The sequence below is a fragment of the Mesorhizobium sp. B1-1-6 genome (assembly GCF_006443035.1).
GTDB lineage: Bacteria > Pseudomonadota > Alphaproteobacteria > Rhizobiales > Rhizobiaceae > Mesorhizobium.
The window spans coordinates 116,517-136,987 of sequence record NZ_VFWR01000009.1; the positions used below are offsets into that span (position 1 = coordinate 116,517).

Sequence of the window (20,471 nt, forward strand, 5' to 3'; positions counted from 1 at the left end):
TATCCGGCATTTCGCCGGGTGGAACCCTGCTTTTCGCGACCTGAGTGTCAACTGTCACAAACGCCAGTCCATGAGGGGGAACAGCTTCGGCTGCGATGGACGCAAATCGACACCGAGCCGCGTTGGACTTGCATCCGCAAGCCGAACGCCACGGTACGCCGCGGAGACGTCGCGGACGAGGCTGATCGAAACAACCACTGGTGCCCGACGCAGGTACCGTCATTTCAGCTGCATCCATAAGGGAGGATAACTTTGAAAAAACTGCTCGATTTCGCCATTCTTGCCGTCGCGACATTCGCGATCACGACGGCGGCCATGGCCGGAGAAACTTTGGATCGCGTCACGTCGAAGAAGGCGATGGTCGTCGCCACCAACGCCGCCTGGCCGCCGCAAAGCTTTCTCAATGACAGCAACGAGCTCGCCGGCTTCGACATCGATGTCTCGCGCGAGATCGGCAAACGGCTGGGGGTCGAGGTCTCGTTCGAGACGCCTGACTGGGCGACGCTGACCGGCGGTCGCTGGCAAGGGCGCTACGACCTCGGCGTCGGCTCGGTCACACCGACCAAGGCTCGTTCCAAGGTGATCGATTTTGTCGGCATCTATTACTACAGCCCCTATGTCTACGTCGTGCACAAGGACAGCACCGCGAAGTCGGTCGCCGATCTCAACGGCAAGGTGATCGGCGTCGAGACGGCCACCACCTCGGAGGATTTCATCCGCCGCAAGCTTGAGATCGACGCGCCCGGCCTGCCTCCCGTCGAATACAAGCTGGAGCCCGGCGAGATCCGCACCTTCGCCGATTCCATGCTTCCCTTCGATGACCTGCGGCTTGGCGACGGCGTTCGCCTGAATGCCGTGATCGCTCCGGAGCAGACGGCGCAGAACGCCATCAAGAACGGCTATCCCGTGAAGATCCTCGAAGGGGAATATGCCTTCCGGGAACCGCTCGTCGTCATTGCCGAGAAGAACGATCCCGAGTGGACCGCAAAGGTTTCGGGCATCATCGCCGAGCTGAAGAAGGACGGCACGCTCGCCGCGCTGACCACGAAATGGTACGGCAAGGACTACAGCGCCAAATGACGTTGGATTGCCCGCCGGCCGCCGCTCGGCGACCGGCGGGCATCACGCGTCAGATGCCGGAGCGGTTCAGCGTTTGAAACAATCGCCACCCCTCTCTAAACCTTTGTTCTTGCGCAATTCCCCAGGGAAAAGCGCTACGCGCTTTTCCTGACTCTGAGCGGGATGCAGTTGAAAGTCGCCGATGGCCTATCCGGACACCTATTACGCCCGCACCATGATCGACCGGAAGATCAGGCCCCCGCTCCGCGGCGAGGCGCACTGTGACGTGGCCATCGTCGGCGGGGGACTGGCCGGCCTGACCACGGCGCTGCAGCTGTCGCGTTCCGGGCTGCGCGTCGCCGTGCTGGAGGCCCAGGTCGTCGGTTTCGGCGCCTCCGGCCGCAATGGCGGCTTCGTCACGCCTGGCTTCGCCACCGGCGGCGACACCATTGCCGCGCGCGTCGGCAAGGAGGCCGCGCGGCAACTGCACCGGCTGTCGATCGAGGGCGTCGAATTCGTGCGTCATACCATCGAGGCTCTCGACATATCGGCCGCCATGCCGCGCGAGGGGCTGGTCAGCGTCCTGCGCTACGACGATGGCGACGCGCTCAAGGCCTATGCCGACCAGACGGCGCGCGACCACGGATACGAGCTTCAATATCTGCGCAGAGAAGACGTCCGTTCGGTGCTTAAATCGGCTCGCTACTATCAGGGCCTGCGCGACCCGAAAGCCTTTCACATCCATCCGCTTAATTATCTGCGTTCCGTGGCCGATGAGATCGAGCGGCTTGGCGGCAGCATCCATGAGAGCTCCGAAGTCGTGCAATGTGATCTGTCGGGGCCGCAAAAGATGCTGCGCACGCGAGAGGGCACGCTTCGGGCAACTCGCGTCGTGGTGGCTACCGGCGGCTACACCGGCCCGGTATTCACCCAACTCCACCGCGCCTTCCTGCCCATCGCGACCTATGTGATGGTTTCCGAGCCGGCGCCGCGCCTGATCGCGCAAGCCGTTGCGACCACGGACGCGGTCGGCGACAACCGGCGGGCCGGCGACTATTATCGGCTGGTCGATGGCGGCAATCGCCTTCTGTGGGGCGGGCGCATCACCACGCGCGCCGCTTCTGCCTACGCGCTGGCGCGCGAATTGCGCCGCGAGATGATCGGTACCTATCCGCAGCTTGCGGACCTCAAGACCGAACTGGCCTGGTCCGGATTGATGTCCTATGCCCGTCACCTGATGCCCCAGATCGGCGAATTGCAGCCGGGCGTCTGGTATTGCACGGCTTTCGGCGGCCATGGTCTCAACACCACGGCCATCGCCGGAAAAGTCGTTGCGGAAGGCATTCTGGGCGTTTCGGACCGGTACCGGCAGTTCGCGCCATTCGGATTGAGCTGGGCCGGCGGCGCCGCCGGCCTGGCGGCCGCGCAGCTCACCTACTGGAAATTGCAGGCGCAGGACTGGTGGCGAGAACGTCATGCCGCCACGAAAGACAAGGTGACGGCATGATCGGCAGGCTGATGCTCTTCTATCCGGGGATCACCCGCCGCGCAGCGGCGGCGCTCGTGCTGGCGCTGTTGGCCGCCGGCCTTTACGCGATGGGCATCAAGTCAAGCTGGATCGGCTCGGTGATTCCAGTTGCATCCGGCTGGCTGCAGGCCAACCCTGCCCTGTCGCGCGCGCTTTCCGCAGTGCTGATCGCGCTCATTGTGCTGGTGAATTGCAAGCTGCTGCTGCTTTTGCCCCGACGGCAGCAGATCGTCGGCGTCTGGATCGAACTGTTCGTGCTCCTGATGCTGTTCTTCTATTCCTTCGACCTGTCGCTTGCCTTCATCGCCAGGAAGATCGGCTTCCTGATCACCCAGGGCGTCACCACCACGCTCTACATTTCGGCGATCTCGATCCTGATCGCGACAGCCATCGCACTTGTCGGCGCGATCGCCAAACTGACCGGAAACGGCATTGTGTACGGGCTGGCCACTTTCTACACCTCGTTGTTCCGCGGCCTTCCTTTGCTGATGCAGATCTACATCATCTATCTCGGCCTGCCGCAGGTCGGTTACGTGATCGGCGCGGTGCCGGCCGGCATTCTGGCGTTGTCGCTGTGTTATGGCGCCTACATGACCGAGATCTTCCGCGCCGGCATCGAAAGCATTCCGCGCGGACAGAGCGAAGGCGCCACTGCGCTTGGACTGAGCCCCGGCCAGACCATGGCGCTGGTCATCCTGCCGCAGGCCATGCGCGTCATCATCCCGCCGACCGGCAACCAGTTCATCGCCATGCTGAAGGACTCGTCCCTCGTGTCGGTCGTCGGCGTCTGGGAGATCATGTATCTCGCCCGCACCATGGGCCAGACGGAGTTCCGCCATATCGAGATGCTGATCACCGCCTCGATGATCTACTGGATCCTGTCGATCACGCTGGAGTTCGGCCAGGCCTATCTCGAACGGCGTTTCGGCAGGTCGGAACGGCGGGCATAGGAGCAATACCAGGAAAACTGCTCACGGTTTTCCGTCCAGAATAGCGTGAGGCAAAGAGCTGGGAGCTCGGCGATCCCTCAAGCGCTGAAGCGCTCGCTGGCTGCCGCCGTGGTGCTGGTGCGCATCGCCATAAACGGCTTTTAAGCCGCTCCGGCGCCATCATGTGACGCGGCTTTGCCGGGATGAGATGACTTAGTGGGGACTGCGGAACCCTCAGGCGGCGACCACCTTGCCGAGATGCTCGCCGAGCCGGCAGGCCAACGCCGTGATCGTCGTCGTCGGGTTGCATTGGCCCGAGGTGCAGAACACCGAGGAGCCGCCGACATATAGATTGTCCATGCCGTGCACCTTGCAATTGGCATCCACGACGCTCGTGGCGACATCGGTGCCCATGCGCGTGCCTCCCATGTGGTGGTGGCCGGCCGTCTCTTCGTCCGTCGGGTAGTCGCCGCCGTTCGAAATCCAGTCGGCTATACGCACCCGGCCCAGATTCTTCTGGGCTAGCGTCGTCCCGAAAAGCCTCAGCCCTTCGAGCAGCGTGCGGCGTTCCAGGTCCGATTTCTTCCAGTGCAGCTCGATGCGCGGCACGCCGGCGTGGTCGACCACGGTCTTCGACAGCTCGACCTGGTTCGAGGCCAGCGGCGCCTGCTCCCAGGCGACATAGAGTTGGGCCGCGCAGCGCAGGTTCTGGTTGAGCCTGCCCGATAGCCACTCCGCCATGTTGGGCGCCGTACAGGCGAGATCCGCGATCAGGTCCTTGACGCCGGGATAGGGCGTCTCGATCAGCCTGATGCCGAAATTCATGATCCGCAGCCGCTCCATCGCGGCCGGCATCGGCGAGAAGAAGGCCTCGTTCACCGCATCGACCTCGAATGCGCCATAGTCGGCCAGGATGGCGTTGCCGCCCTGGAAGGTCGGGTGTTCCATCCAGTAGCGGCCAAGTGCCGTCGCGTTCGGCACGACGCCGCCATTGGAGCGCTGGTTCGACCACAAAAGCAGCCGCGAATTCTCCAGCCCGCCGGTACAGACGATGAAGTAGTCGGCGCTGAAGAAGCCGGCATCCTGCCCCTGCGACCGCAGCCTGGCGCCGGTCACGCGTCTGCCGTCGCCGGCAAGCTCGGTGGCACAAGTGTTGAGCACGACAGCGATGTTCCTGCTCCTGTCGAGCTCGTCGGCGTATTTTTCAGCGAAGCGCACCGCACCGCTCTTGATCAGCTGCACCCAGCGGATGTCGTCCGAGATCGGCGCGTCCGGCCGGAAATCCGGCAGTTCCAGGATTTCGCGCACTTCGCCCAGATAGGGTTCGATGTCACTGCGCCGGATCGGCCAGCCCGTGTCCGGCACCCACGCCTTCGGCTCGAAATCCTGTTTGTCGAGCACGCGGCACCAGCCGGCCCAGTGGTTCGAGCTGCCGCCCATGAACCGCAGCCGGGTGATATCGAGATCGAAATAGAAATCGCCGACCGTGGTGCCGCGGTAGAAATCCTGCGAGGTGTCGCTGAACTCCCTGCCGCCGGCCTCCAGCACCACGACCGGTATGCCGGCGGCGCCGAGCTTTCTGGCGATCGTGGTGCCGGCCGGGCCGGAGCCGAGAACGCAGACCCTGGGCGTGAAATTCGCGGCGCGAAACGCCTCATAACTGTCGAAGATCATGCCAGGTCGCTCCGCTTCAGGATCCAGCCATTGACCTCGACGATCTCATCGGGGGCGGCTTCGGAAGAACCCGCATCGGGCAATTTGCGGAACAGCGACAGGGCAGGCACCGCGATCAGCGTCTGCATGATCATTCGGCGCGATATCTTCTTGATAAGGAAACTCATGACAGGTCTCTCGACGGGGTCTCTATCCAGGCATGTTCCCTGAACATCCAGGCATGGTCCCTGAACGGCACATGCTTCATCATCGAAGCCAGAAGCGTGCCAAAACTGGTTGCAAGCCGGAACAATGCGCAGCCGAGTGCAAACAGGGTTAGAGACTCCTTAACAAGCCGATATGCTGGATCAGCCCGTTCAGGCCGCCTCGGAGATGTCGGTGTCGAGGATCACCAGGTTGCGTCCCCGATGTTTGGCCTGGTAGAGGCGCCGGTCGGCGGCCCGCATCAGCTCCGACACGCTGGCGCTTTCGTCGCAGAGGGTTCCGCCGATGCTGACGGTCAGCGGAATGGTCCGCTCGTCCACGGGCCGGAAGCGGATCAGCTCGACCTCGCGGCGGATGTGCTCGGCGACGCGCTTGGCTTCCCGTTCCGTGGCTCCGACCAGCAATGCGCCGAACTCCTCGCCGCCGATGCGGCCGAGGACGTCGCCGTCGCGCACCCCGCGCTTGATGGCGCTGGCGATCAGGAGCAGCGCGTCGTCGCCGGTCAGATGGCCGAAGCTGTCATTGATCATCTTGAAATGGTCGGCATCGATGATCAGCAAGGCGCCGCGATCGGGCTTGTGCCGGGAGCCGTTGAGCACGGCAAAGAAGCTTTCCCGGTTGAGCATGCCCGTCATGTCGTCGCGGCTGGCCTTTTCCGCCAGCCGGCGATGCGCTGCGGCAAGCTGGGCGTGCGTGCGGGCAAGGTCGCGATGCGCCGACTTCAGCCTGTCGCTGTGCCAGAACGTGCTTGCGCAGGCCGCCCATGCAAGAACCAGCGGACACAATGTCGAGGTCAGCCAGATCATGCGGTTGACCGGGAATCCCATGGCGGGGACGATGATCAGGGTCAGAAGGAGCGAAACCGCGACGGAGACGAAAGCAATGGTGGCGGACTTCAGAATTATACTGCTCATCGCTGGCTCCCACTGGACCGCCTCTGTGCCAGCAAGCCCTGAAGGCCACCTTTCCAGGATGCCTAAAATTTGAACGGTGAGACTGTTCTGCCACTTTCGGCGCGTAGAAGTTGTGGATAAAGCCCCTTCAAGATCGTCCGTTTCGTGCCATAAGGGGCGCATGGCTACACACCCCGACCCCGCTCGCTTCGCCCATGTCACCGACTGGGTGTTCGACCTGGACAACACGCTCTATCCGCATCATTCGAATCTGTTCTCGCAGATCGACGTCAAGATGACCGCCTATGTCGGGGAACTGCTGTCGCTGCCGCGCGAGGACGCGCGCAAGCTGCAAAAGGAACTTTATCGGGAATATGGCACGACACTGAACGGGCTGATGACGCGCCATGGCATAGACCCCGACGATTTCCTCGAGAAGGTCCACGACATCGACTATTCCTGGCTGGTGCCGGATCCCGTCCTCGGCACCGCCATTCGCCAGCTTCCCGGCCGCAAGTTCATCTTCACCAACGGCGACCGCAGGCATGCCGAGCGCACTGCGCGCCAGCTTGGCATCCTTGATCATTTCGACGACATCTTCGATATCGTCGCTGCCGGGCTCAACCCCAAGCCGGCGCGCCAGACCTACGAGAAATTCGCCGAACTTCACGCCGTCACCGGCCACAATGCGGTGATGTTCGAGGATCTCGCGCGCAACCTGTCCGTGCCGAAGTCACTGGGCATGACGACGGTCCTGGTGGTGCCGCGCAATTTCGAGCCGACATTCTCCGAAATCTGGGAGCGCGATCCGGCGCAGGAAGATGATGTCGACTTCGTCACCGACGATTTGGCCGGGTTTCTGACGGAGATAGTCGTGGGGATAAGGCAGTAGGGCAGTAGGGCAGTAGGGCAGTAGGGCAGTAGGAAGATGAGGGGCGCTCTCAGCCCTTGATTCTAGATATACTGCCTTACTGCCCTACTCCCTTACTCCCCTAACTTATAGAACCGGCTGACGATGCCCCAGGCCTCGTCGGCGGTGTCGACGAAATCGATGATGTCCTGGTCGCCGGGACTGATCGTGCCTTGCTCGGCGAGGAAGTCGAGATCGATCGCCCGTTTCCAGAAGGATTTGCCGAACAGGATCACCGGCACGCGCTCCATGCGCCCGGTCTGGATCAGCGTCAGCGTCTCGAAGAATTCGTCCATCGTGCCGAAGCCGCCGGGAAACACCGCGACGGCCTTCGCGCGCATGACGAAATGCATCTTGCGGATGGCGAAATAGTGGAAGTTGAAACAGAGTTCCGGCGTCACATAGGCATTGGGCGCCTGCTCGTGCGGCAGAACGATGTTAAGGCCGATAGAGGGCGCGCCGACATCGTCGGCGCCGCGATTGCCCGCTTCCATCACGCCGGGCCCGCCGCCGGTCACCACGACATATTCGCGGTAGTATGAACTGGCCGATTGCTGCGAGCAGAGGCGGGCGAATTTGCGCGCCTCCTCGTAATATTTGCTGTTTTCCTCGAGGTTCTTCTTCTGCGTCTCGTTTTTGGCCGCCCAGGCCTCGCCGCCGGGTTCAGGCAGCCGCGCGCCCCCGAACAGGACCACGGTCGAGCGGATACCGCGCTCGGCCAGGATCATCTCCGGCTTCAGGAGTTCGAGCTGCAGCCTGACCGCGCGCAGTTCGCGCCGCGTCATGAAGTCGGGATCGTTCCACGCCAGGCGGTAGGTCTCGGCGCGCGTCTGCGGCGTGTCCGGCACGCTCCTGGCCCGCTCCAGATCCTCGTCCGAATGCGGCAGCGGCGTCCAGCCCGCCTTTTCCATGGGTGTCATGATGTCAGGTCCGTCCATTTCATTCACTTGCGCCGTCCCATGGCGCAGTCGCGATTGACCCCTACTCTGCCTTCACATAGGGTCCGCGCGATTTTCAAAACAGGTTAAGGCTCAGCCCCTTAACAGCCTGGTAATGGAGCGAATTCATGTCGAAGCCGGATCTGGCGAGCCTCGAAAAGACCATCGACAAGGCCTTCGAGGAACGTGACGCGATTTCGACGGCGACCAGAGGCGAGACACGCGACGCCATCCAGTCGGCGCTCGATCTGCTCGACCGCGGCACCGCCCGCGTTGCCGAGCGCCAGGCCGATGGCCAGTGGCATGTCAACCAATGGCTGAAGAAAGCCGTCCTTTTGTCCTTCCGGCTGAACCCGATGGAGATCATCAAGGGCGGTCCCGGCCAGGCCGTGTGGTGGGACAAGGTGCCGTCGAAGTTCGACGGCTGGAGCGCCGTCGATTTCGAGAAGGCCGGTTTCCGCGCCGTGCCGTCGTCGATCGTGCGCCGCTCGGCCTATGTCGCGCCGGGCGCCGTGCTGATGCCGTCCTTCGTCAATGTCGGCGCCTATGTCGATTCGGGCACCATGGTCGATACCTGGGCTTCGGTGGGCTCCTGCGCCCAGATCGGCAAGAATGTGCACCTGTCGGGCGGCGTCGGCATCGGCGGCGTGCTGGAGCCGATGCAGGCCGGTCCCACCATCATCGAGGACAATTGCTTCATCGGCGCGCGCTCGGAAGTGGTCGAAGGCTGCATCGTGCGCGAGGGCTCGGTGCTCGGCATGGGCGTCTTCATTGGCCAGTCGACCAAGATCGTCGACCGCGCCACCGGCGAGATTTTCTACGGCGAAGTGCCGCCGAATTCCGTCGTCGTAGCCGGTTCGCTGCCGGGCAAGCCGTTTCCGAACAATGAGCCGGGTCCAAGCCTCTATTGCGCGGTCATCGTCAAGCGGGTCGATGCCAGGACCCGGTCCAAGACCTCGATCAACGAATTGCTGCGCGATTGATCTTTTTGGAAAGCGGGCGCACCTTCCGCCGGCGCGACGATCGGTCGCGCCGGTTCAACATGGAGGGTGGCATGGACTGGAGATGTCTGCTGACGAGCTTCGACGGCCGCATCGATCACGCCAAGTTCTGGGCCGGCATCGATATATTCATCGTCATCGGTATTGTTGCCTTCATTCTCGATGCGATTCTCGGCACGCGCTTCACGACCGCAGGCGGCGGCAGGATCGGCATCATCGGCATGCTCGTCGCGCTGGCGTCGATCTATTTCGCGATTGCTCTCTATGGAAAACGCTGGCACGACCGCGACAAGTCGGGCTGGTGGACGCTGATCGGTCTCGGCGTTCTCGAAGGCGCCCAGGGTGTCAATCAATATGGACGGGACCCGCTTGCCTGACAGATCCAACCTTACTTGGCTTTTCTTCAAGACATCGGGCCGCGTCAGCCGCGCGGCCTATTTTCTTGGTGGGCTGCTCGTGGCCATCATCCAGGCCTTCCCGCTCTATCGTTTCACGCTGGTGCCGGAAGGCTCGCCCGAGAGCAACATGTGGTCGTTCGTCTTCTTCATCGCCTTCATCGCCTCGCTGTGGTCAAACATCGCACTGGCGGTGAAGCGGCTGCACGACCTCGACAAGCCCGGCATCGCGGCGTTGATCCTGTTCGTGCCGGTCGTCTCGATCGTCGCCTTCGTCGTGCTTTGCCTGTTTCCGGGCCAGCCCGGACCCAACCGCTATGGCAAGCGCACCAATGCACCGGCCGAACCCTGAGCGCCCATCATCGCGATGCGCTACTGACGGTATGCATGAAAAGGAAGGCCTGAAGCGCGTCGCCTGAATTCATTCAGACGCGACGCGCTTCAGGCGCGGCGACCTGATCCGCGCTGAAACCGGGCGATCCGCGGCCGGCCGCTTCCGCTTCACGCACCAGGGCGATGATTCGTCGGACCGTCGGCGCCGGCGTGCCCGCTTCTTGCGCCAGGCGAAGAACGGCGCCTTGCAAATCGCCGATCTCCGTCGGCCGGCCGCGCTGCAGATCGTCCCACATGGAGGAACGCGCCTCCGGGTCGATGGCCAGCATCCGCCGCGCCAGCAGCCTGAATAGCCAATCGGGGAGGCGGAGCACTATCGGCAACAGCACCGGCCGCAAGCCGGCGATCCGCGCCGGCTCGATGCCCGACGCCTTCATGGCCTGGAGCGCCTCGTCGATCTGTCTTGCCAGGATCAGCCGCCAGCGCCGGTCGGCAAGCTCGCTCGCCAGCGGCAGGCCCGAAAGCGCCACCAGCGCATTGTTCAAATTCATCAAAAGCTTGCCCCACAGCACGGCTTTCATGTCGGCATGGGCTTCAACCCGGAGCCCTTCGACGCCGAGAAGGCTGATCAGACCGGCATCGCTGTCCTCGATCATGACCTTGCCGTCGCTGGCGCGGTGGACACGCAGCGGTAATTCGCCGTCGGCCGATTGCACGACATTGAACGGCACCATGCCGGCCAGCACTGGTCGCCCGCCGACACCGGCGCGCAGCCTGTCGGCATTGTCGATGCCGTTCTGCAGGCTCACCACCACGGCGTCCGGCGGGGCGTGGGCGGCGATGAGCGCAGCCATCTCCCGCGTCGCGCCGCTCTTGACGGTGACCAGGATCACGTCCGCCTGCGGCAAGGCAGCGGCTGGTTCGGTGGTGACGGCAAGCGCTTGCGGCTCGAGGCCTCGATCGCGGCCCTCAAGGTCGCTGATCCGCAATCCGCCTTGCCGCAGAGCCGCCTCGACGCGCGGCCGGGCCAGCAGGATGACCTTGCGCCCGGCGAGCGCCAGACAGCCGCCGGCATAGCAGCCGATGCCGCCGGCGCCGGCAATGACGATTCTCTTGCCCCCGTTTGCCATCCTGTCGCTCCGCACCGGGCCCACGACTATACGACATGAAAACCATAATGTCGGCGGTATCGCCGGTCATAGGACTGGCCCCTACGTCTGGCCGTGACAGGCCTTCAGCTTTCGACTATCGCTTTTGCCATGACGCTGCCGACCGATCCCGCCGCAAACCTCGCCGCCCTCATCCGTTGCGCCTCCGTGACGCCGGCCGAAGGCGGTGCGCTGACCGCGTTGCAGACGATGCTGGAACCGCTCGGCTTCCTCGTCGATCGCCCGGTGTTTTCGGAAGACGGCACGCCCGATATCGAGAACCTTTATGCCAGGCGCTCCGGCAATGGCCCTCATCTGATGTTCGCCGGACACACCGACGTGGTGCCGGTCGGCGACGAAGCCGCCTGGACGCATCCGCCCTTCGGCGCCGAGATCGCCAATGGCGAGATGTATGGCCGGGGTGCGGTCGACATGAAGGGCGGCATCGCCTGTTTCATCGCCGCGGTAGCGCGCCATATCGAGGCGAATGGCGGCCCGAAGGGCTCGGTCTCGCTGCTGATCACCGGCGACGAGGAAGGCCCGGCCATCAACGGTACCACGAAGCTGCTCGAATGGGCGGCTTCCAGGGGCGAAAAATGGGACGCATCGATCGTCGGCGAGCCGACCAACCCGGCTGCGCTCGGTGACATGATAAAAATCGGCCGGCGCGGCTCGCTGTCGGGCGACATCACCGTCAATGGCCGCCAGGGCCATGTCGCTTATCCCTTGCTTGCCGACAATCCGGTACGCGGGTTGATGAGCCTGGTCGATGCTTTGCTGCATCCCGTCTTCGATGAGGGCACGAAGGATTTCCAGCCGACCAATCTGGAGGTGACATCCATCGACGTAGGCAACCCGGCCACCAACGTCATTCCAGCCAAGGCAACCGCCACCTTCAACATCCGCTTCAACGACAGCTGGACCGCCGAGACCATACAGGCCGAAATCCACAACCGTCTCGACCAGGCGGCGGGCCGCAAGAAATACCGGCCCGGCAAGGAGATGCCGGTCGACTACGAACTCGTCTGGCGCGACCGGCCGAGCCATGTCTTCCTGACCCGCGACGACAGGCTGATCGAGACATTGAGCGGCTCGGTCAAGGCGGTGGTCGGCAGAGAACCGGCGCTGTCCACCTCCGGCGGCACGTCGGATGCGCGCTTCATCAAGGACTATTGCCCGGTGGTCGAATTCGGCCTGGTCGGCAAGACCATGCACATGGTCGACGAGCGCGTCGCCCTTGCCGATCTCGAGACGCTGACGCAAATCTATCAGCGCTTCATCGAAGACTGGTTCGGACAGGACTGAGCAGCATGCTTTCGGCGGACGAGACCCAAGTTTCGCTGACCGGCGCCTGGCGACTGATGCTCGGCAGGGCCGATGGCCTGCGTCTGCTCGACCTGTCTGCCGATGGTTTCTGGAATTCCTTTTTCGCCATCGTCGTCGCGGCGCCGGCATTGATCGTCGGCTGGGTCGGCATCGCCAACGAGATCGGCGATCCCGATGCCTTCGCGGGCCGCTTCAGCATGCTGTTGCGGCTGGCGACAGTCGATATCGGTTCCTGGGTGCTGCCTCTGGTCGCACTCGCTCTGGTCGCGCCGCGCGCCGGCATCGGCGGCCGCTTCGTGCACTATGTCGTGGCCTCGAACTGGGCTTCGGCCATCACGGCCTGGCTGATGCTGCCGTCCGCGCTGATCAGGCTTTTCCTGACCTCGGCGAGCCAGATCTCCAGCCTTGTGTCGCTGCTGTTGTTCGCGCTGTCGATGGTGCTGACCTGGCGCATGACCAACGCGACCATCGGCAGGGGTGCCGCAATCGGGACCGCTGTCTTCGTTGGCATGTTCATCGCTTCGCTGATCGTGCTGTTCGGGCTGCAGGCACTGCTTGGCATCACGGTTCCGGACACCGGAGCTCAGAGCCTTTCGGGACTCTATCCGGGATAATCGACGCCGACCAGAAAAAGCCCGTCGGGCGGCGCCACCTGACCGCAGGCGGCGCGGTTGTGCGCCTCGAGCGCCGCCTTGAGATCGCCGGCCGTCCAGGCGTCTTCGCCGACGCGCTTGAGCGAGCCGACCATCGAGCGCACCTGGTTGTGCAGGAAGGAACGCGCCGAGGCTCTGACTTCGATCATGTCGCCCGAACGGCTGACGTCAAGACGGTCGAGCGTGCGCACCGGGCTCTCGGCCTGGCATTGGGTGGAACGGAAGGTGGTGAAATCGTGCCGTCCAAGCAGCACTTTGGCGGCTTCGTGCATGGCAGTGGCGTCGAGCTGCTTCGGCACCCACCATACCTTGCCCTTTTCCAGCGCCGAGGGCGCGCGCCGGTTGAGGATGCGGTAGAGGTAGTGACGGCCGATAGCCGAGAAGCGGGCATCGAAGCCGTCGACGACGGTCGTGGCTTTCAAGATCGCGATGCGATTGCCCGCGCCCTGCAGATGCGCGTTGACGGCATCGCGCACCTTGTCGTCCGGCCAGGCCTTGGCCAGGTCGACATGCGCCACCTGGGCCGTCGCATGCACGCCCGCATCGGTACGGCCGGCAGCGCGCAAGCGGACCTGCTGGCCGCAGAATTTTTCGATCGCCTGCTCGATCGCCTGCTGCACCGAAGGCTGGTCCGCCTGGTGCTGCCAGCCGGCAAACAGGCTGCCGTCATATTCGATGTCGAGGCGAAAACGCGGCATGCCGGGCGGCTATACGCACTCGCCTAGGCGGCGAGTGCGGTGAAGGCCGAGGCGTAGACCAGCCGGCCGGTTTCGGGAGCGTCGCCCCAGGCCAGCGCCTGCAGCGCCTCGCCCTGGTATTCGCTCTCGAATCCTTCGGCGCGCGCGTGGCTGTAGCCGAAACGGCCGTAGTAGGTGGGGTCGCCCAGCACCACGGCCAGCATCTCGCCGGCGTCGCGCAGGCGGATGTGAGCCTCGCGGATCAGCGCGCCGCCAATGCCGGTGCCGTGAAAGGAGGGCTCCACCGCCAGCGGCGCCAGTGCCACCGCCGGGAAATCCTTGCCGCCGGTGCGGGCGAAAAGCCGCGAAAACAGGATGTGGCCAACCACTTGCCCGTCTTCTTCCGCCACCAGTTCGACAACGGCGTCGCCGCCGGAAACCAGCGCGTCAACCAGCCCGGCCTCCGCCTGCTGGCCGAAAGCGTGTTCCTCGACGAGGCGGATGGCCTCGCGATCCCGCGGCGTCGCCGCGCGTATCGACATCATGCTCATGACAATTTCATTCCTTTTTCGATCTTGGTCCCGCGCAGGAATTCTTGCGCGGCGGCGGGCCTTCCGCCCGCCCGTTGAACTTCGACCAGCCGGATCGCGCCCGCTCCGCAGGCGACCGTCAGGCGGTCGTCGAGAATTCCTCCCGGTTCGCCCATGCCTTGCGCAAGCGTCGAGCGAAGCAGTTTCAGCCGTTCCACCCGGCCACCAATTTCAACCTCGCACCAGGCGCCGGGGAAGGGCGACAGGCCGCGAATGTTATTGTGGACTTCGGCCGCGGGTCGCGTCCAATCCACGTGCGTATCGGATTTATCGATCTTTTTGGCGTAGGTCACCCCCTCAACCGCTTGGGCGGTGAACGCCAGGCTATTCCTTTCCAGCCGCGCCAGCGCTTCCACGATCAGTGCGGCGCTGACGCTCATCAATCGATCATGCAGATCGCCGGCGGTCATATCGGGTTCGATGACGCATTTTTCAACCAGCCCCACCGGGCCGGTGTCGAGGCCTTCTTCCATGCGCATGACCATCATGCCGGTTTCGCTGTCGCCCGCCATGATCGCCCGTTGGATGGGCGCCGCACCGCGCCACCGCGGCAACAGCGAGGCATGGCCGTTGATGCAGCCCAGTCGCGGCGCCTCAAGCACCGTCCTGGGCAGCAGCAGGCCGTAAGCCACGACCACGCCGATATCGGCTTGCAGCGCGCGAAAAGCTGCCTGTTCGGCCTCGCCCTTGAGCGACGTCGGCGTGCGCGTCTCGATGCCCAGCCGTTCCGCCTCGCGCTGTACCGGCGACGGCGTCAGCTCAAGGCCGCGCCGGCCGGCGGCTCGCGGCGGCTGCGTGTAGACGGCCGCGACCTCATGTCCGGCATCGGCAATTGCGCGCAATGTCGGCACCGAAAACTCCGGCGTCCCCATGAAAATCACGCGAAGGGGCATTGTCCCCTATCCCACCAGCTTGCCCGGAGCCTTGTCCTTGGCCAGCTTCTTGAACTTCTTCACCACCATGTCGCGCTTCAGCTTCGAAATGTGGTCGATGAACAGCACGCCGTTGAGATGGTCGATCTCATGCTGCAGGCAGGTTGCCATCAGCCCCTCGGCCTCCATTTCCTGCAGCTTGCCATCGCGGTCGAGGTACTTGACCCGCACGGAAGCCGGGCGTTCGACCTCGGCATAATAGTCGGGAATCGACAGGCAGCCTTCCTCGTAGACGGAGCGCTGGTCGGCGCTTTCCAGGATTTCGGGATTGATGAAGACATGCGGCGCCGGCGTCTCGTCCTCCTTGGCGAGGTCGATCACCAGCATGCGCAGCGGCTCGCCGATCTGGATCGCGGCCAGCCCGATGCCGGGCGCGTCATACATGGTCGCCAGCATGTCGTCGGCCAGTTTGCGCAAGGGCGCGTCGACGCGCTCCACCGGCTTGGAAACCTGGCGCAGGATGGGGTCGGGAAGAATGATGAGCGGCTTGATCGGCATGGCGTCTCACCTAAGACCTTGAATAAAGGGCGTCAACCGGTACGCCGGGGGATCGTTCACGTTTTGATCTGTGCTGGCCGGCCGAATCGTCTATGCTATGTGCATGAACGACCTGACATCCATCCTTTCGGAACCTGTCGCCCGGCTTGGCGCGACCACGATCACGCTCGGCCATGCGCTGGCGTTCGGGGCCTTTGTGTTTCTTGGCATGTTCGTGGCGCTTGTCGTCGCGCTGTGGCGCTCGGCCAAGGCGCGCGCCGTGGCCGCTGCCGAAGCCGCCGACCATGCCCGCGACGCCGAGGCGCGGATGGCCGGCATATTGCAAAGCCAAGCCGAGATGCAGGGCCGCATGGGCGCCATCGCGGAAGTCTTCGGCGCGCGGCAGGCGGAACTGACGCAATCGATCGGCCAGCGCCTCGATGCCATGACCGGCCGCCTCGGCCAGACCATGACCGAGCAAACCAAATCCACTCATGAGAGCCTGGCCAAATTGCAGGAGCGGCTGGCCGTCATCGACACCGCGCAAGGCAACATCCAGTCGCTCGCCGGCCAGGTCGTGCAATTGCAGGCGATCCTCTCCAACAAGCAGACGCGCGGCGCCTTCGGCCAGTCGCGCATGGAAGCGATCGTCGCCGACGGTCTGCCGCACGGCGCCTACGAGTTCCAGGCGACCTTGTCCAACGGCAGCCGTCCCGATTGCCTGGTGAAGATGCCCAACGGCGCGCCGGCGCTTGCCGTCGACGCCAAGTTTCCGCTGGAAGCCTGGAACGCCATCCGCGCCGCCGAAGGCGCCGAACAGCAGAAGGTCGCGTCGCAGGCCTTCCGCCGCGACATCGAGGTGCATGTCCGCGATATCGCGGATAAATATCTGATCCAGGGCGAGACGCAGGATACCGCCTTCATGTTCGTGCCGTCGGAATCGGTGTTTGCCGAGATCCACGAAAATTTCGAGGCGGTGGTGCAGAAGGCGCACCGCGCCCGCGTCGTCATCGTCTCGCCGTCGCTCCTGATGCTGTCGATCCAGGTCATCCAGGCGATCCTGAAGGATGCCCGTATGCGCGAGCAGGCACACCTGATCCAGGGCGAGGTGATCCGGCTGATGGAGGATGTTTCGCGCGTCGACGAGCGGGTGCGCAAATTGCAGGGCCATTTTGCCCAGTCGGCCAAGGATATAGACGACATCCTCGTCTCGACGTCGAAGGTGACCAAACGCGGCCAGAAGATCGAAGCTCTGGAGTTTGGGGCGCAGCCCGGAGGCGATGCCGACCCTGACATGGCGTCACCAGCCCCTGCGAAGCCGGAACCCGGCCCGCGCGTTGTCGATTCCCCACGCGTTGCCGATTCAAAGACCGGCCAGCTCAGGCTGAGGGTCGTCGAAGGCGACGAATGAGGCGCCGCACCGGACGGCGCTACTGCTCCTCCACTGTGGTCATGCCGTGAAATTCAGGTAGCCAGTGAAGCGCCGAGCGGTGCCATTTTTGCAGTGTCGGAATCAAATCCTGGCGTTGCCGCGCGGTTCCCACTCGAATGCCGTAGACCTTTGGGCCATCTCCGACCGACGTGGCGTAAAGGTGCGAACCGCAGTCGGCGCAAAAGGCCTGGACGCGCTTGGCGCCGCTTGCCACGGTCTTGATGTAGACCTTCGGTGTACCCTTTGTGATCCGGTAGTGATCTTCAGGCGCCGGAACGGTGACGCGAAAGGCCGTACCGGTCAACTGTTGGCAATCGGTACAATGGCAGATCGAGGTCTTTTCCGGTTCGACCTCCGCCTCATAGGTGATGGCACCACAATGACAGCCGCCGTCGATCTTCATAATCAGTCCTCCAAAACTCGATCGGCTGATCCTAGAGCAATTCCAGGAAAAGTGTGTACGGTTTTCCCAGGAAAAGCGCGTAGCGCTTTCCCTATGGAATTGCGCAAAAACAAAGACATAGAGCGTTTCGCCGTTCCCTGAAACGGTGAACTGCTCTGGCGGAGTAGCGGCGCAAGGCAACGAACGAGACGCTGATCCAGAGGCATGATCCCGAGGAGTGGGATGCGGGTTTCGAGACCATGCTCAAACTTTACTCGGATGCGGATTCGATCAGCTTGCGTCGCTGTTCCCAGGTGCCTGACGTCTGCGGCTTGACGAACAGCCGGGTGATCTCGGGCATTTCCTTCCTTAGCCGCGCTTCGAGGCGCTCGACGCAGGCTTCGATTTCCGGCGCCGACAGATGGTCCTCGAATTCGATGCTCAGGCCGGCAACGATCTCTTCCGGCCCCAGGTGGACGGTCAGGACCCCGTTCGCCCGCTGCACCGCCGGATCCTGCTGGGCGATCGCCAGCACTTCTTTCTGCACCGCCGGCGAAGCAGGCTCGCCGATGAGCAGCCCCTTGCTCTCGCGCGCCAGGAAGGCCGCGGTCGCACCCAGGATCAGTGCAATGCCGATCGAGGCGGCGCCGTCCAATTCCGGCATCTCGAAAATCTCCGCCGCCGATATGCCGGCAAAGGCGACGATCAGGCCGAGAAGCGCGGCACTGTCCTCGAACAGCACTGTGTAGACGCTTGGATCCTTGCTCGATTGCACAGCCTGCAGCCAGCCCTGCTGGCCCTTCTGCCGGCGGAATTCCCTCAGCGCCACCAGCCATGAGCTGCCCTCGAACAGAAACGACAGGCCGAGCACGATGTAATTGACCCTGACATTGGCGGCCGGTTCGGGCGCAATGATGTGCGTCACGCCTTCGTAGAACGATACGCCGGCGCCGAGCGCGAAGACGAGAAGCGCCACGATGAAGCTCCAGAAGTAGAGCTCGCGGCCATGGCCGAGCGGATGCGCGCGGGTGGCCGGGCGTGCGGCGCGATGCATGCCATAAAGCAGCAGGCTGCCATTGCCGGTATCGACCAGCGAATGCACGCCTTCCGAAAACATCGCCGAACTGCCGGTGAAGAAGGCTGCGACGAATTTGGTCAGCGCGATCGCGAGATTGCCGGCGAGCGCCGCGTAAATGACCGTTCGAGAGCCGCCATGCCCCGCCATTGCTTCCCTGTCGTCCTGTCCGACACGCGAAGTCTAGAGTAATTGCAGGAAAAGTGGGAGCCGATTTCCTTGAGATCATGCTGCGGGCCCGCCGAAATTCCGCGGCCATCGCGACGCACCAACACCCCGTCCGTTCAAGTCGCTGCGCGCCGGTTCGGATTCATAAGGCCGCCGAAACAGGTTGCCGGTTTTCGCGGCCGTGACCGCGAACGGCCCTTGCCTACAGGCATTTCTCTTGTTTCACTTCACTTCCCGCAACTGGAGGAACGAATCATGGCAAAAGGTGCGATGAAGGCAGGCAAGGAGGCCCGCAAGCCGAAGAAGGACGCCAAGAAGCCGGCCGCTGCTCCCACGCTCAAGGCGCCGCCGGTCAAGGCAACGAGGCTCAAGGAAAAATAGTCGCGTGCCTCGGATGGAGTTCGCCGGCGGCGTTCGGAACACCGCCGGCAGTTTGTTGATCGGGCGTTAAGACACCCTATATCTGGTGCGGGGACGACCCCACATCTCCTGAAATCCGGTCGGGACGACCCGCCCACTGTCTGACAGGGCATCGGCTGCCGCGGTGCTCGGTCGATCGCGCATTGCATCGTCCTGAACGGACGTCGGTGCGATGCTTGGATGGAGCGTTCCCCATGTCATGGATTTTTCTGTTTTTCGCCGGCCTGTTCGAGATCGGCTGGGCAATCGGCCTCAAGTATACCGACGGATTCACCCGCCTCGTCCCGACCGTGCTCACGGTCGCCTCGATGATCGTCAGCCTCACGCTGCTTGGACTGGCGCTGAAAGCGCTGCCCGTCGGCACCGCCTATGCGGTGTGGACCGGCATCGGCACGGTCGGCACGGCGCTGCTCGGTATCTGGCTGCTCGGCGAGCCGGCGACCGTCATCAGGCTCGCCTGCATCGCGCTCATCGTCTGCGGCATTATGGGGCTGAAATTCGCGGCATAAAGCAATCCAGGAAGCGAAGCGGTTTTCCATCCGAAATTGCGTCGAAGCAAACAGAGCAATTTTGCGAAAGTCGCATCACGAACGGCGTCGGCAATCGCACGAATTGGCGCGCGGACAAACGCATGCAGGGCCGCTTCGCAGCGACCCTGATCCTCGAAGCAGGTTGCTCCGGCGGTCTGAGGCTAGCGGCCGGTAAAGCCTGGCGGTGTCCTGCCGGTGCGCGCCTTGCGCGCCGCATAGCGCGCGTCGCGCTTCGCCTTGCGCTCGGCCTCGTCGGCCAGCAGACGCGCGATGCGCTCGGCCTCTTCGGCTTCCCGAATCCTGGCTTCCGCCTGCGCCGCCTCTTCGGCCGCGACCCGTGCGGCTTCGGCTGCGGCCTCGCGCTCGGCCTTCTCGATTGCCTCGCGTGCCAGCCTTTCCTGCTTCAGCCTCGCCTTCTCGGCCTCGCGTATCTCACGCGCCGCAAGGATAGCCTTGCGTTCGGCCTGTCGCGCCAGCACCGCGGGATCGTCCGCCGCCGGCTTCGACTTGAAGCGCTCCAGAAGCGCCTTCTTTGCCTCGTTCGCGGCGTTGCGCCGCTCGAAAATGTCTTTTTCCCTGTAGATAGCCAAGTCCACTTCCCTGAAGTCAATTCGCGACGCTTACATACGCGCGAAAACCGGGAGTTCAAGCGCCAAAACGGTATGCCAGCCATGAAATTCCGTGCTGTTGCAGCCGGGAGACGCCTTCGCGGCCGAAACGGACACGCACTGTTCGCAGTCAGACCCTCTGGTGGTGATACGGGCTGATCGCTACCTCTAGCGCGAAAATCAAACGCC

General features: G+C 63.6%; 24 protein-coding genes. 12 read left to right on the forward strand and 12 right to left on the reverse strand.

Features of this window, described 5'->3' with window-relative positions; translation table 11 throughout:
* Nucleotides 1–315 precede the first annotated feature (315 nt).
* The 3 genes from FJ979_RS19075 to FJ979_RS19085 all read left to right on the forward strand — a co-directional run bounded on the left by FJ979_RS19075 (nt 316) and on the right by FJ979_RS19085 (nt 3,537).
* Nucleotides 316–1,080, forward strand: coding sequence for a transporter substrate-binding domain-containing protein (locus FJ979_RS19075; RefSeq protein WP_224519058.1), 765 nt, complete (start codon nt 316–318; stop codon nt 1,078–1,080).
* Nucleotides 1,081–1,261: 181 nt separating this feature from the next.
* A complete protein-coding gene (locus FJ979_RS19080; RefSeq protein ID WP_140582808.1) occupies nt 1,262–2,566 on the forward strand; it encodes an FAD-binding oxidoreductase in 1,305 nt (434 codons plus the stop codon).
* Complete coding sequence (locus FJ979_RS19085; protein WP_140582811.1) at nt 2,563–3,537, forward strand: amino acid ABC transporter permease; 975 nt, start codon at nt 2,563–2,565, stop codon at nt 3,535–3,537. The genes FJ979_RS19080 and FJ979_RS19085 overlap by 4 nt, the downstream gene beginning before the upstream one ends.
* A gap of 213 nt (nt 3,538–3,750) precedes the next feature.
* On the opposite strand, the gene FJ979_RS19090 is transcribed toward FJ979_RS19085, so the two are convergent.
* From FJ979_RS19090 to FJ979_RS19095, 3 genes are all read right to left on the reverse strand, one after another.
* The gene (locus FJ979_RS19090) at nt 3,751–5,190 is read right to left on the reverse strand and encodes a GMC family oxidoreductase (RefSeq protein ID WP_140582814.1); all 1,440 of its coding nucleotides are present in this window, start codon (nt 5,188–5,190) and stop codon (nt 3,751–3,753) included.
* Entirely contained in the window at nt 5,187–5,357 is a 171-nt protein-coding gene (locus FJ979_RS32590; protein WP_181165184.1) for a hypothetical protein, read from the reverse strand. Before FJ979_RS32590 ends, FJ979_RS19090 begins: the two co-directional genes overlap by 4 nt.
* Nucleotides 5,358–5,546: 189 nt before the next feature.
* Nucleotides 5,547–6,308, reverse strand: a complete 762-nt coding sequence (locus tag FJ979_RS19095) for a GGDEF domain-containing protein (protein ID WP_140491457.1) — start codon at nt 6,306–6,308, stop codon at nt 5,547–5,549.
* Between the two features lie 160 nt (nt 6,309–6,468).
* On the opposite strand from FJ979_RS19095, the gene FJ979_RS19100 reads away from it, so the two are divergent.
* Nucleotides 6,469–7,179, forward strand: coding sequence for a pyrimidine 5'-nucleotidase (locus tag FJ979_RS19100; protein ID WP_140491455.1), 711 nt, complete (start codon nt 6,469–6,471; stop codon nt 7,177–7,179).
* Between the two features lie 92 nt (nt 7,180–7,271).
* On the opposite strand, the gene FJ979_RS19105 is transcribed toward FJ979_RS19100, so the two are convergent.
* Nucleotides 7,272–8,117 carry an LOG family protein gene (locus tag FJ979_RS19105; protein ID WP_140491453.1) on the reverse strand — a complete coding sequence of 282 codons (846 nt, stop codon included), beginning with the start codon at nt 8,115–8,117 and terminating at the stop codon, nt 7,272–7,274.
* 146 nt (nt 8,118–8,263) lie between these two features.
* Between FJ979_RS19105 and dapD the strand changes: the two genes are divergently transcribed.
* From dapD to FJ979_RS19120, 3 genes are all read left to right on the forward strand, one after another.
* The gene (dapD, locus tag FJ979_RS19110; RefSeq protein WP_140491451.1) at nt 8,264–9,118 is read left to right on the forward strand and encodes a 2,3,4,5-tetrahydropyridine-2,6-dicarboxylate N-succinyltransferase; all 855 of its coding nucleotides are present in this window, start codon (nt 8,264–8,266) and stop codon (nt 9,116–9,118) included.
* Between the two features lie 71 nt (nt 9,119–9,189).
* Nucleotides 9,190–9,513 carry a DUF805 domain-containing protein gene (locus FJ979_RS19115; protein ID WP_140491449.1) on the forward strand — a complete coding sequence of 108 codons (324 nt, stop codon included), beginning with the start codon at nt 9,190–9,192 and terminating at the stop codon, nt 9,511–9,513.
* Nucleotides 9,506–9,883 carry a DUF805 domain-containing protein gene (locus FJ979_RS19120; protein ID WP_224556389.1) on the forward strand — a complete coding sequence of 126 codons (378 nt, stop codon included), beginning with the start codon at nt 9,506–9,508 and terminating at the stop codon, nt 9,881–9,883. The genes FJ979_RS19115 and FJ979_RS19120 overlap by 8 nt, the downstream gene beginning before the upstream one ends.
* Nucleotides 9,884–9,956: 73 nt before the next feature.
* On the opposite strand, the gene FJ979_RS19125 is transcribed toward FJ979_RS19120, so the two are convergent.
* On the reverse strand, nt 9,957–10,994 hold the full coding sequence (locus tag FJ979_RS19125; protein WP_140582817.1) for a 2-dehydropantoate 2-reductase: 1,038 nt from the start codon (nt 10,992–10,994) through the stop codon (nt 9,957–9,959).
* Nucleotides 10,995–11,123: 129 nt separating this feature from the next.
* On the opposite strand from FJ979_RS19125, the gene dapE reads away from it, so the two are divergent.
* Together dapE and FJ979_RS19135 are read left to right on the forward strand one after the other, a co-directional pair.
* Nucleotides 11,124–12,317 carry a succinyl-diaminopimelate desuccinylase gene (gene dapE, locus FJ979_RS19130; protein ID WP_140582819.1) on the forward strand — a complete coding sequence of 398 codons (1,194 nt, stop codon included), beginning with the start codon at nt 11,124–11,126 and terminating at the stop codon, nt 12,315–12,317.
* Between the two features lie 5 nt (nt 12,318–12,322).
* Nucleotides 12,323–12,952, forward strand: a complete 630-nt coding sequence (locus tag FJ979_RS19135) for a transporter (RefSeq protein WP_140514320.1) — start codon at nt 12,323–12,325, stop codon at nt 12,950–12,952.
* Here the strand turns inward: FJ979_RS19135 and truA are convergent.
* The 4 genes from truA to def are packed head-to-tail and all read right to left on the reverse strand — an operon-like array spanning nt 12,940 to nt 15,688.
* Entirely contained in the window at nt 12,940–13,689 is a 750-nt protein-coding gene (truA, locus tag FJ979_RS19140; protein WP_140582822.1) for a tRNA pseudouridine(38-40) synthase TruA, read from the reverse strand. The genes FJ979_RS19135 and truA overlap by 13 nt on opposite strands.
* Nucleotides 13,690–13,712: 23 nt before the next feature.
* Nucleotides 13,713–14,219, reverse strand: a complete 507-nt coding sequence (locus FJ979_RS19145; RefSeq protein ID WP_140514323.1) for an N-acetyltransferase — start codon at nt 14,217–14,219, stop codon at nt 13,713–13,715.
* Nucleotides 14,216–15,151, reverse strand: a complete 936-nt coding sequence (fmt, locus tag FJ979_RS19150) for a methionyl-tRNA formyltransferase (RefSeq protein ID WP_140582824.1) — start codon at nt 15,149–15,151, stop codon at nt 14,216–14,218. The genes FJ979_RS19145 and fmt overlap by 4 nt, the downstream gene beginning before the upstream one ends.
* Before the next feature lie 6 nt (nt 15,152–15,157).
* A complete protein-coding gene (gene def / locus FJ979_RS19155; protein WP_056573548.1) occupies nt 15,158–15,688 on the reverse strand; it encodes a peptide deformylase in 531 nt (176 codons plus the stop codon).
* 103 nt (nt 15,689–15,791) lie between these two features.
* Here def and FJ979_RS19160 point away from each other — a divergent pair, with 103 nt between their 5' ends.
* Nucleotides 15,792–17,078, forward strand: a complete 1,287-nt coding sequence (locus tag FJ979_RS19160; RefSeq protein WP_140582827.1) for a DNA recombination protein RmuC — start codon at nt 15,792–15,794, stop codon at nt 17,076–17,078.
* A gap of 19 nt (nt 17,079–17,097) precedes the next feature.
* Here FJ979_RS19160 and FJ979_RS19165 read toward each other — a convergent pair whose 3' ends face one another.
* Complete coding sequence (locus tag FJ979_RS19165) at nt 17,098–17,502, reverse strand: GFA family protein (protein ID WP_140491431.1); 405 nt, start codon at nt 17,500–17,502, stop codon at nt 17,098–17,100.
* A gap of 250 nt (nt 17,503–17,752) precedes the next feature.
* Nucleotides 17,753–18,706 carry a cation diffusion facilitator family transporter gene (locus FJ979_RS19170; protein WP_140582830.1) on the reverse strand — a complete coding sequence of 318 codons (954 nt, stop codon included), beginning with the start codon at nt 18,704–18,706 and terminating at the stop codon, nt 17,753–17,755.
* Between the two features lie 273 nt (nt 18,707–18,979).
* Here FJ979_RS19170 and FJ979_RS33370 point away from each other — a divergent pair, with 273 nt between their 5' ends.
* Together FJ979_RS33370 and sugE are read left to right on the forward strand one after the other, a co-directional pair.
* Nucleotides 18,980–19,105 carry a hypothetical protein gene (locus FJ979_RS33370; RefSeq protein WP_140491427.1) on the forward strand — a complete coding sequence of 42 codons (126 nt, stop codon included), beginning with the start codon at nt 18,980–18,982 and terminating at the stop codon, nt 19,103–19,105.
* A gap of 233 nt (nt 19,106–19,338) precedes the next feature.
* Nucleotides 19,339–19,653, forward strand: coding sequence for a quaternary ammonium compound efflux SMR transporter SugE (gene sugE, locus FJ979_RS19180; RefSeq protein WP_140491423.1), 315 nt, complete (start codon nt 19,339–19,341; stop codon nt 19,651–19,653).
* 182 nt (nt 19,654–19,835) lie between these two features.
* On the opposite strand, the gene FJ979_RS19185 is transcribed toward sugE, so the two are convergent.
* Entirely contained in the window at nt 19,836–20,264 is a 429-nt protein-coding gene (locus tag FJ979_RS19185; RefSeq protein WP_140491421.1) for a DUF6481 family protein, read from the reverse strand.
* Nucleotides 20,265–20,471: the final 207 nt, after the last annotated feature.